Source organism: Enterococcus sp. B2E4, assembly GCF_030499455.1.
Classification (GTDB): Bacteria; Bacillota; Bacilli; order Lactobacillales; family Enterococcaceae; genus Enterococcus_D; species Enterococcus_D casseliflavus.
Window position 1 is genome coordinate 1 of the sequence record NZ_JAUKPK010000035.1, and the last position, 14,235, is coordinate 14,235.

The 14,235-nt window shown below is 34.6% G+C and carries 14 protein-coding genes and 3 pseudogenes; 12 read left to right on the top strand and 5 right to left on the bottom strand.

All coding sequences use genetic code 11. The annotated features are described in order from the left end of the window. The 8 genes from Q1X33_RS16275 to Q1X33_RS16310 form a co-directional block, all read left to right on the top strand. The coding region (locus tag Q1X33_RS16275) for a recombinase family protein (RefSeq protein ID WP_301996808.1) at window positions 1-1,042 on the top strand (1,042 nt) is incomplete at its 5' end. A 142-nt stretch (window positions 1,043-1,184) separates the two neighbouring features. Next, the gene (locus Q1X33_RS16280; RefSeq protein ID WP_000205227.1) at window positions 1,185-1,409 is read left to right on the top strand and encodes a helix-turn-helix transcriptional regulator; all 225 of its coding nucleotides are present in this window, start codon (window positions 1,185-1,187) and stop codon (window positions 1,407-1,409) included. Between the two features lie 14 nt (window positions 1,410-1,423). Beyond that, a complete protein-coding gene (locus Q1X33_RS16285) occupies window positions 1,424-2,293 on the top strand; it encodes a nucleotidyltransferase domain-containing protein (RefSeq protein WP_000233000.1) in 870 nt (289 codons plus the stop codon). Continuing rightward, complete coding sequence (locus Q1X33_RS16290) at window positions 2,274-3,008, top strand: bifunctional 2-polyprenyl-6-hydroxyphenol methylase/3-demethylubiquinol 3-O-methyltransferase UbiG (protein WP_000662263.1); 735 nt, start codon at window positions 2,274-2,276, stop codon at window positions 3,006-3,008. Before Q1X33_RS16285 ends, Q1X33_RS16290 begins: the two co-directional genes overlap by 20 nt. Before the next feature lie 32 nt (window positions 3,009-3,040). Further along, complete coding sequence (locus tag Q1X33_RS16295; protein ID WP_002294505.1) at window positions 3,041-3,904, top strand: aminoglycoside nucleotidyltransferase ANT(6)-Ia; 864 nt, start codon at window positions 3,041-3,043, stop codon at window positions 3,902-3,904. A gap of 43 nt (window positions 3,905-3,947) precedes the next feature. Then, window positions 3,948-4,475: a phosphoribosyltransferase family protein gene (locus Q1X33_RS16300; protein ID WP_002294507.1), complete on the top strand. Its 528-nt coding sequence runs from the start codon at window positions 3,948-3,950 to the stop codon at window positions 4,473-4,475. A 131-nt stretch (window positions 4,476-4,606) separates the two neighbouring features. Further along, window positions 4,607-5,416 (top strand): ANT(9) family aminoglycoside nucleotidyltransferase Spw, encoded by an 810-nt coding sequence (locus Q1X33_RS16305; RefSeq protein ID WP_002294509.1) that lies wholly within the window; start codon window positions 4,607-4,609, stop codon window positions 5,414-5,416. A 217-nt stretch (window positions 5,417-5,633) separates the two neighbouring features. Next, window positions 5,634-5,885, top strand: coding sequence for a hypothetical protein (locus Q1X33_RS16310; protein ID WP_002294510.1), 252 nt, complete (start codon window positions 5,634-5,636; stop codon window positions 5,883-5,885). A 50-nt stretch (window positions 5,886-5,935) separates the two neighbouring features. On the opposite strand, the gene Q1X33_RS16315 is transcribed toward Q1X33_RS16310, so the two are convergent. After that, complete coding sequence (locus Q1X33_RS16315) at window positions 5,936-6,394, bottom strand: hypothetical protein (RefSeq protein WP_002325145.1); 459 nt, start codon at window positions 6,392-6,394, stop codon at window positions 5,936-5,938. Window positions 6,395-6,461: 67 nt separating this feature from the next. On the opposite strand from Q1X33_RS16315, the gene Q1X33_RS16320 reads away from it, so the two are divergent. The 3 genes from Q1X33_RS16320 to lnu(B) all read left to right on the top strand — a co-directional run bounded on the left by Q1X33_RS16320 (window position 6,462) and on the right by lnu(B) (window position 9,824). After that, window positions 6,462-7,040 (top strand): recombinase zinc beta ribbon domain-containing protein, encoded by a 579-nt coding sequence (locus tag Q1X33_RS16320; RefSeq protein ID WP_088186203.1) that lies wholly within the window; start codon window positions 6,462-6,464, stop codon window positions 7,038-7,040. Between the two features lie 442 nt (window positions 7,041-7,482). Next, window positions 7,483-8,967 (top strand): ABC-F type ribosomal protection protein Lsa(E), encoded by a 1,485-nt coding sequence (lsa(E), locus tag Q1X33_RS16325; protein WP_002294513.1) that lies wholly within the window; start codon window positions 7,483-7,485, stop codon window positions 8,965-8,967. 53 nt (window positions 8,968-9,020) lie between these two features. Further along, window positions 9,021-9,824 carry a lincosamide nucleotidyltransferase Lnu(B) gene (gene lnu(B) / locus Q1X33_RS16330; protein ID WP_002294514.1) on the top strand — a complete coding sequence of 268 codons (804 nt, stop codon included), beginning with the start codon at window positions 9,021-9,023 and terminating at the stop codon, window positions 9,822-9,824. 308 nt (window positions 9,825-10,132) lie between these two features. Here lnu(B) and Q1X33_RS16335 read toward each other — a convergent pair. The 4 genes and pseudogenes from Q1X33_RS16335 to Q1X33_RS16345 all read right to left on the bottom strand — a co-directional run bounded on the left by Q1X33_RS16335 (window position 10,133) and on the right by Q1X33_RS16345 (window position 13,681). After that, a pseudogene (locus Q1X33_RS16335) lies at window positions 10,133-11,415 on the bottom strand (ISL3 family transposase). Window positions 11,416-11,667: 252 nt separating this feature from the next. Further along, entirely contained in the window at window positions 11,668-13,044 is a 1,377-nt protein-coding gene (gene tet(L), locus Q1X33_RS16340; RefSeq protein ID WP_002294500.1) for a tetracycline efflux MFS transporter Tet(L), read from the bottom strand. A 33-nt stretch (window positions 13,045-13,077) separates the two neighbouring features. Continuing rightward, window positions 13,078-13,125, bottom strand: a pseudogene (locus tag Q1X33_RS16685) (tetracycline resistance efflux system leader peptide); the annotation flags it as partial. A gap of 118 nt (window positions 13,126-13,243) precedes the next feature. Beyond that, a complete protein-coding gene (locus tag Q1X33_RS16345; RefSeq protein ID WP_129210329.1) occupies window positions 13,244-13,681 on the bottom strand; it encodes a protein rep in 438 nt (145 codons plus the stop codon). On the opposite strand from Q1X33_RS16345, the pseudogene Q1X33_RS16350 reads away from it, so the two are divergent. Next, window positions 13,681-14,211: pseudogene (locus Q1X33_RS16350) on the top strand (topoisomerase DNA-binding C4 zinc finger domain-containing protein); the annotation flags it as partial. The gene Q1X33_RS16345 and the pseudogene Q1X33_RS16350 overlap by 1 nt on opposite strands. Window positions 14,212-14,235 lie beyond the last annotated feature (24 nt).

The window sequence follows — 14,235 nt, forward strand, 5'->3', positions numbered from 1 at the left end:
ACAAGGAAAGGTGCAGGTCAACCATAAGCGATTTATGGGCTACACGAAAGATGAAGATGGAAATTTAACTATTGTCCCCGAAGAAGCTGAGATTATCAAACGCATCTACCGAGAATACCTTGAGGGTCAGAGTCTAGTGGGCATTGGTCGAGCCCTTGAAAAGGATGGTATTTTAACAGCAGCGGGAAAACCAAGATGGCGACCAGAATCAGTTAAGAAGATACTTCAAAACGAAAAATACATCGGAGATGCCCTTCTGCATAAGACTGTCACAGTAGATTTTCTGACCAAGAAACGAGTGAAAAATGAAGGGCATGTTCCCCAATATTATGTTGAAAATAGCCATGAAGCGATTATTCCTAAAGAGTTATTTTTGCAGGCGCAAGAAGAAATTCATCGGAGAAGCAATATCTACACAGGAGAAGGCAAGAACAAAAGAATTTACAGTAGCAAGTACGCTTTAAGTGCCATCACCTTCTGTGGAGATTGTGGCGATATTTATAGACGGGTCTATTGGAATATCCACGGAAGAAAAGAATTTGTCTGGCGATGCGTGACTAGAATCGAGCAAGGTCCTGAAGTTTGTAAGAACCGAACCGTAAAAGAAGATGAACTTTATGGTGCAGTAATGACTGCGATTAATAAGCTACTTGCAGGTGGGAACAATATGATAAAGACACTGGAAGAGAATATTCATGCTGTGATTGGCGAAACCACAGAATACCAAATTTCAGAGATTAACAACTCACTAGAGGAAAAACAAAAAGAACTAATCAAGCTGGCGAACAAGGGTCAAGACTATGACCACTTAGCAGATGAGATTGATGAGCTGAGAGACAAGCGACAGATCCTTTTAGTAGAAGATGCCTCCCTCAGTGGCGAGAACGAGCGAATCAATGAGCTGATTGAATTTATCCGCAAGAACAAATTCCGCACCTTAGAATATGATGATAAGCTTGTAAGGAAGATAATCCAGAGCGTTACAGTCTATGAAGGCCACTTCGTCATAGCCTTCAAATCTGGCATCGAAATGGAAATATGAAAACCAGAAGTAAATAGCCCATGACTCTACAGTAGAGTTGTGGGTTTTCTTTTGCTTGCTGATTATAATAATATTTTAATAACTATTGTGTTTATCAACCAAATGGTTTATAATATTCTTAGCGTAAACTTGGAGGTGCTGTATGACTACGGCAGAAATGATTAAAGAACTGTGTGAGCAAATGAATATAAGTGTTTCCGAACTTGCTAGACGTATTGGCCAGACTCCACAGAATTTCAATAAAAAATTACAACGAGAAACAGTAACCTTGGATGAGTTGAAGGCCATTGCTGATGTGCTAGGTGTCAAGTTTGTGCAGGCATTTATTTTACCAGATGGAGAAGAAATAAAAATATCTAACGAATAAAGGAGGATGTTTATATGGTAGGTAATGTTATTCAAATAGTAACAGAGAAATTATCATCTTTGCCTTTTATAGAAGGCATCGTATTAGGGGGCTCACGTGCAAGAGGCACCCATACAGAAAATTCTGATATAGATATCGGAATCTATTACAATTCAGACTCATTTGACCTGACAGCGATTAATCAAATTGCTACAGAATTGGATGATAAAAATAGAAACAACCTTGTTGTGCCTCCCGGAGCGTGGGGTGATTGGATTAATGGCGGCGGATGGTTATTTATAAATGGGTATCATGTTGACTTGATTTTACGTGATATAAAACGGGTAGAACAAATAATCAAAGATACGGAGCAAGGAATTGTTACTGCCAATTATCAGACCGGGCATCCCCATGGTTATATAAGTGCAATGTATCGTGGAGAATTAGCGATTAGTAAAATACTATATGCTAAGAACGAAAGCTTATGCGAATTAAAAAAGCAGGCAGAAATTTACCCTACTGCTCTAAAGAAAAGCTTGATGAACTTTTTTATATTTGAAGCTGAATTCTCTTTAATGTTTGTAAAAGCAAATGCGGGGGTAGAGGATAAATATTATATTGCAGGCCATGTTTTTCGTATTATTTCATGCTTAAATCAAGTACTATTTGCATGTAATAATGCTTATTGCATTAACGAAAAGAAAGCTATAAAACTGCTTGAAACTTTTGAATATAAACCTGAAAAATATGCCGAAAGAGTTAATCATATTTTTGAAGTACTCGGTCTTTCTCTTTTTGAATGCTACGATATGACCGAGAAACTTTATAAAGAAGTGAATGAAATTGTATCGGAGATAAATAACTTTTTAAACGAGGAGAGTTCAGATGAAAGAAAACAAATATGATGATAATATATTTTTTCAAAAATACAGTCAAATGAGTCGCTCGCAGAAAGGACTGGCTGGTGCGGGAGAATGGGAGACTTTGAAAAAGATGCTACCTGATTTTAAGGGTAAGCGTGTGCTTGATTTAGGATGCGGCTATGGATGGCACTGTATATATGCGATGGAAAACGGTGCTTCCTCTGTAGTAGGTGTTGATATTTCTCATAAAATGCTCGAAGTAGCAAAAGGAAAAACCCATTTTCCACAGATTGAATATGAATGCTGTGCCATAGAAGATGTGGATTTCCCAGAGGAGAGCTTTGATGTAATACTAAGTTCGCTTGCGTTTCATTATGTAGCAGACTATGAGAATTTAATAAAAAAGATATATAGGATGCTGAAGGCTGGTGGCAATTTAGTTTTTACAGTTGAACATCCTGTTTTTACTGCTCATGGAACACAAGACTGGTATTATAACGAAAAAGGAGAAATACTGCATTTCCCGGTGGACAATTATTATTATGAGGGCAAACGGACAGCTATGTTTTTGGAAGAAAAGGTTACAAAATATCATAGAACACTGACCACATATCTAAATACACTGCTTTCAAATAGTTTTATAATAAATCAGATTGTGGAGCCACAGCCGCCAGAGAACATGATGGATATTCCGGGGATGGCGGATGAAATGCGACGCCCAATGATGCTGATTGTATCGGCAAAAAAGAAGATGTAATAATATAGAAAAAATAAACGAGGAGTATGTAAATGAGATCAGAAAAAGAAATGATGGATTTAGTACTTTCTTTAGCAGAACAGGATGAACGTATTCGAATTGTGACCCTTGAGGGGTCACGCGCAAATATTAATATACCTAAAGATGAATTTCAGGATTATGATATTACATATTTTGTAAGTGATATAGAACCGTTTATATCTAATGATGACTGGCTTAATCAATTTGGGAATATAATAATGATGCAAAAGCCGGAGGATATGGAATTATTCCCACCTGAAGAAAAGGGATTTTCCTATCTTATGCTATTTGATGATTACAATAAAATTGATCTTACCTTATTGCCCTTGGAAGAGTTAGATAATTACCTAAAGGGCGATAAATTAATAAAGGTTCTAATTGATAAAGATTGTAGAATTAAAAGGGACATAGTTCCGACTGATATAGATTATCATGTAAGAAAGCCAAGCGCAAGGGAGTATGATGATTGCTGCAATGAATTTTGGAATGTAACACCTTATGTTATTAAAGGATTGTGCCGCAAAGAGATACTGTTTGCAATCGATCATCTGAACCAGATTCTACGGTTTGAACTACTTAGGATGATGTCGTGGAAGGTTGGGATAAAGACAGAATTTTCATTAAGTGTTGGGAAAAATTATAAGTATATTAACAAATACATTGATGAAGATCTATGGAATAGATTATTATCTACATATCGCATGGATTCCTATGAAAATATTTGGAAGTCATTATTTATATGCCACCAATTGTTCAGGGAAGTGTCCAAAGAGGTAGCAGAACTACTGGGGTTTGATTATCCAGAGTATGGTAAGAACATAACAAGATATACCGAGGACATGTATAAAAAATATGTTGAAAATGACTATTTTTAAAGATTAGCAAAGATTATTAACCATAAGCAAGGGGTGTAAATGTATGGAAAGTACTGATGTTATAAATGAAATTAGAGGTATATTACCTCGTAACTCAATTGGAAAATATGATTTACTAACTATTTTTACACATAAAACCGTTTTTGATAAAATTGTAAAAGTACTATCATTGGATTTTCAAAATAAAGTAGATTATGTGGCTGCCCCAGAAGCAATTGGATGGATACTAGGCACTGCCATAGCCAAAGAACTTGGAGTGGGGTTTATTGGAGTAAGAAAAGGTGATAAGCTGCCATACGCAAAAGAAGAGATTATTTCGACACATTTTACCGACTATTCAGGTCAAGATAAAAGCTTTGAAATATCTAAGAGTTCTATTGTGAGGAACAAAAGAGTTTTGATTGTAGATGATTGGATAGAGACAGGTTCTCAAATGAAGGCTTTAATAGCTTTGTTAGAGAAATTGGATTGCAGCATTATTGGGTTGGCTACTATTGGGATTGATATAAATGAGGTTACTCAAAAATGGATAGACAGCAGTTTTGTAGCTTATATTGGCTCAAACATATAATAAACCGAAAGAAAATCTTGAATCAAAATTTTGGATGGCGTTAATTTACAATACAACGAAAGATGTTTACTCTTTTTTTATAAATTTTAAGAGGCGTTAAAAAACAGTTTTCAGACGAAAGGAGATCGAAGTTGAGTATAGATTTAAGTAACAAAAAAATTCCGAAAGAAGCAATTCAAGCATTAAAAACTATAGCGGAACTACTTGATAATATGTTAATTGGGGTGTATTTGTATGGTTCGGCAGTAATGGGTGGTTTACGTATGAATAGCGATGTAGATATTTTGGTAATAACAAATCAAAGTTTATCTGAAAAAACTCGAAGGAATCTTACAAATAGGTTAATGCTTATATCTGGGAAAATAGGAAACATAAAAGATATGAGGCCTCTTGAAGTTACGGTCATAAATCAAAAGGATATTGTCCCTTGGCATTTCCCCCCCAAATATGAATTTATGTATGGCGAGTGGCTAAGAGAGCAGTTTGAAAAGGGAGAAATTCCTGAGTCGACTTATGATCCGGATTTAGCAATACTTTTAGCACAACTAAGAAAAAATAGTATTAACCTTTTGGGACCAAAGGCAACAGAAGTAATTGAGCCTGTGCCAATGACAGATATTCGAAAAGCAATTAAAGAATCGTTGCCCGGGTTGATAGCTAGCATTAACGGTGACGAACGCAATGTGATTTTAACTTTAGCCAGAATGTGGCTGACAGCATCTACTGGTGAAATTCGCTCAAAAGATCTGGCAGCTGAATGGGCGATACCTCAATTACCCGATGAGCATGCTACTTTACTCAACAAAGCGAGAGAGGCTTATTTAGGAGAGTGTGTTGACAAGTGGGAAGGAATGGAATCTGAGGTGGCTGAACTCGTTAATCATATGAAAAAGTCTATAGAGTCTTCCCTTAATATCCAATTACCTTTTCGAATAGTTTAAATATAACAAAGACTAGTTGTTAATGTGCATTATTGATTGCTTCGATATGTTCCCCCATATATCAGTTTCTTAAAAAATAATCAAAATACCGTTGATACGTTCCCGCGAACGAAAGGGTTAAAAATCAGCTTAAGACATCAATGCCATCAACTCGAGCCACGTTGAGACGTGTGTTTTATTGTCCCACAAAAGTGCAGACGATTTTATCAGTGTAAAAATGGAGTACGCAGACGACCGAAAAATCCAGCCAGATCGTATCACCTACAGGCTTATTCAGGAGTATATCGAAGAAAAGTACGGCTTCAAAGTTCACACTGCAAACATTGCAGAGGTCAAAAGAAACTTAGGCCTGCCGATGTACGACGCACCAAACGCAGTTGAAGAACTAAAACGCCCATATAAACCAGCACCAGAATATAAAGTAGAAGCTATTAAAGACGCATTAAGGCACTTCAAGGTCATAGATTAAAGTAAAGTACCCTTTCAGCAGATCATTACTGTTGAGAGGGTCTTACTTTTTCAGAAGCCGGCCAATGTAAGGATAGCCCTACAAGATTGCGGGTCTTTCTCTTCGAGCCATGTTTCCAGATTGCTTATAGCGATATCCTTTTGAATATGGATGCTCTCTTCAAATCGATATTCGATTGCACATGTAAGGATATCAACAGGTTCATCAAGAACCTTACCGCCAAGAACTGGGTATTCGTCAATTACAATCCAGTCAGGTGGGAGACCATCAAAGAGAGCCTGCGGATACAATTCCCTAAAGTGAATCTCAATTTCCATAGCTTCGATCTCACCTTGTTCTTTATCTGGGTAACAAGTGGCATAAGATACATCGAAGCCTCTAGTGAGCAGCATCTGAACGACATTGATGAGTTCAATATCAACAGGAATGGTCTTATCGGCGCATTTACAACAAGGCTTCGACCAAATTTCACTGTATAGCTCTAAACATCGTGGACACATCGTCATCATACAATCACTTCCTTCACCAGTTTATAGAAAGTAGTTCTTTTAAGATTAAGTGCCTGCATAGTTGCAGTTGCAGTTTGCTCGCCAGTGCGGTGATATTTACCGCCGGGTACACTGGAATAACCGAGGTTACAAGTCTATTGTTTGGAGATGCGTCAGCCGTTTGGAGGAAAAAGGATCTGAATGTACTGCCCCTACCATAAACGAGGAAACATTGCAGACAGCAGTGGTTAAGGCTATTAACGAACTTTTGGCTAACAAAGAACCCTTCCTCCAGGCGTTGCAGAAAAACATAGCTACTATACTTAATGAAGAAAATGATAATGCCACCAATGATATTGATAGCAAATTGGAAGAATTACAACAACAGCTTCTTATCCAAGCAAAATCCAAGAATGACTATGAAGATGTGGCTGATGAAATCTACCACCTTCGAGAATTGAAGCAAAATGCACTTGTTGAAAATGCAGAGCGTGAAGGAAAAAGGCAACGAATCGCTGAAATGACTGATTTCTTTAATGAACAATCCTGTGAGTTAGAGGAATATGATGAGCAGTTAGTAAGGAGGCTTATAGAAAAAGTTACGGTATTTCATGATAAGTTCGCCGTTGAATTCAAATCAGGAGTCGAGATTGATGTAGAAGGGTAATCTTTAGAAAGAGAACAGAAGAATTATATTGGATTTTTAAAGATAATATGATATAATAAAACGACTTGGAGGTGGAAGAATGTATAACTTTTCTTGCTAATTATATGATGCATAATAAGATATTTAAAGAAACGGCTATAGAACCGTTTGTTTTGTTATGCAAATTGCAAGAAAGTTAAGTATTCTACACTCAATAATACATTACAGTAACCTTATGTTATGTATAACAAAAGGTAATAATAGTATTTGTTTTTGAGCCGTAAGAATTTACTTTCTTGCGGCTTTTAATATTTGTAAAAGAAAGGAAGATAAACGTGATAGACAATGATACTATGTCATTCATGACAAAATCCTTGCAGAGTTGGATAACATTATAGAGTAATTAATGCCGAAAACCGACTTTGCTTATAAAATTTTTATAATGTAAAGGAGGAAGAAATATATGTCCTTAATAAATGTTTCAAATCTAACTTTTTCATATGAAGGAAGTTATGACAATATTTTTGAAAATGTAAGTTTTCAGATAGATACAGATTGGAAACTCGGTTTTATTGGAAGAAACGGACGCGGTAAAACTACTTTCTTAAATTTACTGCTTGGCAAATATGCGTATTCCGGCAATATAAGTTCTACAGTTAAGTTTGAGTATTTTCCTTATGATGTGGAAGATAAGAGTCTATATACAATTGAAGTAATGAAGAGTATTTGTACGGAATGTATGGATTGGGAGATTTTTCGTGAAATATCATTGCTTGATGTTCAAGAAGATGCTTTATATCGTCCGTTTAATACATTGTCAAATGGTGAGCAAACAAAGGTCCTTCTTGCAGCTTTATTCCTTACAGCGAGTTGTTTCCTGCTTATTGATGAACCTACAAACCATCTTGACATCGATGCACGTAATGTAGTGCAAAACTATTTGAAACGCAAGAAGGGGTTTATTTTGGTATCTCATGATAGAAGCTTACTTGATCAATGTGTTGACCATATACTATCTATCAATAAAACGAATATCGAAATCCAAAAGGGAAATTTTACTTCTTGGTGGGAGAACAAAACGTTACAAGATAATTTTGAACTGGCAGAAAACAAGAAACTCCTTAAAGAAATAGGAAGGTTGTCTTATGCAGCAAAACGTAGTTCAAACTGGTCAAATAAAGTAGAAAAAAGTAAATATGGAACAACAAATTCTGGTTCAAAACTGGATAAGGGTTATGTTGGACATAAGGCTGCAAAAGCGATGAAACGTGCCAAAAATATTGAGTCAAGACATCAGGAAGCCGTTTTACAAAAATCAGAACTGCTCCACAACATTGAACAATATGATGACTTAAAAATTTCACCACTTGAATTTCACAAAGAGTGCTTAATAGAAGCGAATGATTTATCATTGTCTTATGGAGATAAAGAAGTATGCAGTAATCTTAATTTCAGAGTCAATATTGGTGATAGAGTTGCCATTATCGGAAAAAATGGGAGTGGTAAGTCTAGTATCCTAAAATTGATTAATGGAGATGATATTAAATTTACCGGAAATTTTATGCTAGCAAGTGGACTAAAAATTTCTTATATTTCGCAAGATACTTCATATTTAAAAGGTAATCTATCTGAATTTGCCTATAATAATAAGATCGATGAAACTCTATTTAAAACGATTCTTCGTAAACTGGATTTTAATAGAGAGCAGTTTGATAAGAACATGGTGGATTTTAGTGCTGGTCAGAAAAAGAAAGTACTAATTGCTAAAAGCCTTTGTGAAAGTGCACATTTGTATATATGGGATGAGCCATTGAACTATATTGATATTTTTTCACGTATCCAAATTGAAAAAATGATTTTGGAATATTGTCCTACACTATTGTTTGTGGAGCATGATGATGCTTTTTGCAATAACATTTGTACGAAAAATATTAATTTAGGTTTGTAGAGATTTTGAGTTGCCACAATAACTAAAAGATATTTACATGAAAGGGTGAAGAAATGTTAAAACAAAAAGAATTAATTGCAAACGTTAAGAATCTTACTGAGTCAGATGAACGAATTACAGCTTGTATGATGTATGGATCGTTTACCAAAGGAGAAGGTGACCAATACTCTGATATAGAGTTCTATATATTTTTGAAAGATAGTATAACCTCGAACTTTGATTCATCCAACTGGTTGTTTGACGTAGCTCCGTACTTGATGCTTTATAAAAATGAGTACGGAACAGAGGTAGTTATTTTTGATAATCTTATACGTGGGGAATTTCATTTCCTTTCTGAAAAAGATATGAACATAATCCCCTCGTTTAAAGATTCAGGTTATATTCCTGATACGAAGGCTATGCTTATTTACGATGAAACAGGGCAATTAGAAAATTATTTATCAGAGATAAGTGGTGCAAGACCAAATAGACTTACTGAAGAAAATGCTAATTTTTTGTTGTGTAATTTCTCTAATCTATGGTTGATGGGAATCAACGTTCTAAAAAGAGGAGAATATGCTCGTTCATTAGAACTCTTATCACAACTTCAAAAAAATACACTACAACTTATACGTATGGCAGAAAAAAATGCTGATAATTGGCTAAACATGAGTAAAAACCTTGAAAAAGAAATTAGCCTTGAAAATTATAAAAAATTTGCAAAGACCACTGCTCGATTAGATAAGGTAGAATTATTTGAAGCCTATAAAAATTCTTTGCTATTAGTTATGGATTTGCAAAGTCACCTTATTGAACAATACAACTTAAAAGTTACACATGACATTTTAGAAAGATTGTTGAATTACATTAGTGAATAGGAGAGTAACGTTATTCACAGTATTGGGTACTGAAAATTAACAGCATACCTCAGTTTTTCAAAAAACAGCGAAGCCTATGGATATGTTCCCGTCTACCGATAGTGCAAAAAGTGTCGTGGATATGTTTCCGAGAACGGACATACACAAATGACATTCATTCTGTCCTCTCAATCCATATTGAATGTGTGACTGTTTTAAGTAAGTAAGGAAAACATAAAAAAACGGGCTCTTTGTCAAATCGGACTGATGAGACAAATATTGAAGATGATGAATTTGAGAATTTTCTCAAATTCATCATCTTTTTTTAGTTATTCAATTGTGACAAGGTCGTTTATCATAAAAATTCTTATCTTCATATTACTAAAAGATTTGAAGCCATAAGATACTCTTTTTAATATCTTAATATGAGTATTTTTAGCTTCTATTTTTCCGTTAGAATACTTATACGTTAAGCATTACGAATCCCTTCTTCATAATTAATCAGATTTTCAATCTTCTGTTTAAATAGTGGATCTAAGGTAGTCGGTAAGTTCTTTAATAAATCAAAAAATGAGTCTGGATCTTTATTTCTAAAGTGATAGGTTAATAATTGAAACACGCCATAGGCTTCTTTTAAGTCTGTAGAAAATGATAAAAGACGATCAATCATCATTGATTCTGTTAGAGGGGGAAACTTAGGTGAAGGAAAGCTTCTCCAATTTTTATATTCTGAACTAGAAACAGTCATTTGATTCTTTAATAGGTATTTCCAATTTACTTTTAGCTTATTGGCTTCAGAACGCTGGTGATTCTTTATTAATGCTTTCATTTCCCTGACTCTAAAGTCATTAAAAGCTTGGTTTAAGTGTTTAACGATATGAAACCTATCAATGACTAAAGCTGCACAAGGAAAGATTTTTTTAGTTAACTGAAAATAAGCCGCATTCATATCTGTCACTAGAAATTTTACCTGTTCTCGTTTCTCCTTGGGAGAACGATTGAAGTAATTCATTAGTTTATCAAGTCTACGACTAGGAAGAACATCAACCAGTTCACCGGTTTCACCATTGGCACAAATAAAACTCATTTTATCTTCATAGGTGGCATGAGATCTGAATTCATCAACCATTAGAACTTTTGGAAAAGAGCGTGGTTTAAGCGTTTCAGGTAAATGTTTTTCAACAGATTTAAGGACCCTTATAACGGTTGTGAGTGATACATGACATATCTTAGCGATAACGGTCATTGATATTTTTTGAGTTAATAATTCTAGTATTCTAAATGTCATGAATCGACTAATAAAACAATTTTCTTCAACGATAGAACATTGAGTTGTCCAATGTTGATGGCAGTTTTTACAAAAATATCGTTGTTTTTTTAGCTTTAAAATAGTTGGAATATTTTGATATGATTCCAAACGAATTGTCACTTCTTTTTTCCCATTTTTTACAATGGTTTTCTTTTCATCTGCATCGTTCGCATGAGACTGACAATACTTACAGGCCGTAAGCTTAGGTGAGTAGGTACCAGTGATAATTAATGTGTTCACACCTTTGTATTTTCCTTCTTCAACACAAGTTAAATTTAAATCTTCATCTTTAATTCGCAACATTTTTTGATATGATTAGTCATGACATGTCGTCCTTTCTATTTAAGATTTTGGTTGGTACTTTAATTTTACTAGATAGACGACATGTTTTTCTGCTTAAATAAACTAAAATAGGGCTGATGAATCAAAAAATGATTCATCAGTCCTATCTTTTATTCAGCAATCGCGCCCTTTAATGGAACAAAAAGATTTGAATTCCTGTTATAAAAAAAGGATCAATTTTGAACTCTCTCCCAAAGTTGATCCCTTAACGATTTAGAAATCCCTTTGAGAATGTTTATATACATTCAAGGTAACCAGCCAACTAATGACAATGATTCCTGAAAAAAGTAATAACAAATTACTATACAGATAAGTTGACTGATCAACTTCCATAGGTAACAACCTTTGATCAAGTAAGGGTATGGATAATAAACCACCTACAATTGCAATACCTGTTCCCTCTGATAAAAAGCTGGTAAAGTTAAGCAAACTCATTCCAGCACCAGCTTCCTGCTGTTTCAAGCTACTTGAAACAATTGTTGATATAACTGTTTTGGTGAACGAAAGCCCACCTAAAACAAATACGATTATAATTGTCATGAACCATGATGTTGTTTCTAAAAGAAAGGAAGCAGTTAAAAAGCTAACAGAAAGAAATGTAACTCCGATGTTTAACACGTATAAAGGACCTCTTCTATCAACAAGTATCCCACCAATGTAGCCGAAAATAATGACACTCATTGTTCCAGGGAAAATAATTACACTTCCGATTTCGGCAGTACTTAGCTGGTGAACATCTTTCATCATATAAGGAACCATAGAGACAAACCCTGCTACTGTTCCAAATATAATTCCCCCACAAAGAACTCCAATCATAAAAGGTATATTTTTCCCTAATCCGGGATCAACAAAAGGATCTGTTACTTTCCTGATATGTTTTACAAATATCAGGAATGACAGCACGCTAACGATAAGAAAAGAAATGCTATATGATGTTGTAAACAACATAAAAAATACAATGCCTACAGACATTAGTATAATTCCTTTGATATCAAAATGACCTTTTATCCTTACTTCTTTCTTTAATAATTTCATAAGAAACGGAACAGTGATAATTGTTATCATAGGAATGAGTAGAAGATAGGACCAATGAATATAATGGGCTATCATTCCACCAATCGCTGGACCGACTCCTTCTCCCATGGCTACTATCGATCCAATAAGACCAAATGCTTTACCCCTATTTTCCTTTGGAATATAGCGCGCAACTACAACCATTACGAGTGCTGGAAATGCAGCTGCACCAGCCCCTTGAATAAAACGAGCCATAATAAGTAAGGAAAAGAAAGAATGGCCAACAAACCCAATTAACGACCCGAAACAATTTATTATAATTCCAAATAGGAGTAACCTTTTGATGCCTAATTGATCAGATAGCTTTCCATATACAGCTGTTCCAATGGAAAAGGTTAACATAAAGGCTGTGTTCACCCAGTTTGTACTCGCAGGTGGTTTATTAAAATCATTTGCAATATCAGGTAATGAGACGTTCAAAACCATTTCATTTAATACGCTAAAAAAAGATAAAATGCAAAGCCAAATTAAAATTTGGTTGTGTCGTAAATTCGATTGTGAATAGGATGTATTCACATTTCACCCTCCAATAATGAGGGCAGACGTAGTTTATAGGGTTAATGATACGCTTCCCTCTTTTAATTGAACCCTGTTACATTAATTACACTTCATAATTAATTCCTCCTAAACTTGATTAAAACATTTTACCACATATAAACTAAGTTTTAAATTCAGTATTTCATCACTTATACAACAATATGGCCCGTTTGTTGAACTACTCTTTAATAAAATAATTTTTCCGTTCCCAATTCCACATTGCAATAATAGAAAATCCATCTTCATCGGCTTTTTCGTCATCATCTGTATGAATCAAATCGCCTTCTTCTGTGTCATCAAGGTTTAATTTTTTATGTATTTCTTTTAACAAACCACCATAGGAGATTAACCTTTTACGGTGTAAACCTTCCTCCAAATCAGACAAACGTTTCAAATTCTTTTCTTCATCATCGGTCATAAAATCCGTATCCTTTACAGGATATTTTGCAGTTTCGTCAATTGCCGATTGTATATCCGATTTATATTTATTTTTCGGTCGAATCATTTGAACTTTTACATTTGGATCATAGTCTAATTTCATTGCCTTTTTCCAAAATTGAATCCATTGTTTTTGATTCACGTAGTTTTCTGTATTCTTAAAATAAGTTGGTTCCACACATACCAATACATAAGCTTGTTGTAACTGAAAAAGGAAAATTATTGTGCCAGGCAGTTGAAAGTCAGCACCTTTTAACGAGTGCTGAAATGACGGCTAAATGGGAAACGTATTTAAAAAAAATCGGTAAAAGAGAAGGCAATCAAGAAAACTTTATTAATAATATCAAGAAGTTTATCGTTCATTTACTGGAAGCTGTACCTAACGATATAGAAAAACTAAATTTTTCTGATTACCAGGTACAGAAAGAAAAAGAAGCTGAAAAAAGTATTGTAGGAAAATGTCCTAAGTGTGGTAACAATATTGTATTAAAAAAATCGTTTTATGGTTGTTCAAATTATCCTGAATGTAAGTTTACTTTAGCTGAACATTTTAGAAAGAAAAAACTAACCAAAACGAATGTAAAAGAATTACTGGAGGGAAAAGAAACCCTGGTAAAAGGAATCAAAAACAAAGAGAAAAAGCCCTACAATGCCGTTGTAAAAATCGGAGAAAAGGGATATATTGATTTTATCTCTTTCTCAAAATAAACATAAAAGCCCTTTAAACAGGGC

Bases quoted from the DNA above. Each gene is read 5' to 3' on its own strand.
- Q1X33_RS16280 (WP_000205227.1), top strand. From the start codon at position 1,185: ATGACTACGGCAGAAATGATTAAAGAACTGTGTGAGCAAATGAATATA.
- Q1X33_RS16285 (WP_000233000.1), top strand. From the start codon at position 1,424: ATGGTAGGTAATGTTATTCAAATAGTAACAGAGAAATTATCATCTTTG.
- Q1X33_RS16290 (WP_000662263.1), top strand. From the start codon at position 2,274: ATGAAAGAAAACAAATATGATGATAATATATTTTTTCAAAAATACAGT.
- Q1X33_RS16295 (WP_002294505.1), top strand. From the start codon at position 3,041: ATGAGATCAGAAAAAGAAATGATGGATTTAGTACTTTCTTTAGCAGAA.
- Q1X33_RS16300 (WP_002294507.1), top strand. From the start codon at position 3,948: ATGGAAAGTACTGATGTTATAAATGAAATTAGAGGTATATTACCTCGT.
- Q1X33_RS16310 (WP_002294510.1), top strand. From the start codon at position 5,634: ATGGAGTACGCAGACGACCGAAAAATCCAGCCAGATCGTATCACCTAC.
- Q1X33_RS16315 (WP_002325145.1), bottom strand. From the start codon at position 6,394: ATGATGACGATGTGTCCACGATGTTTAGAGCTATACAGTGAAATTTGG.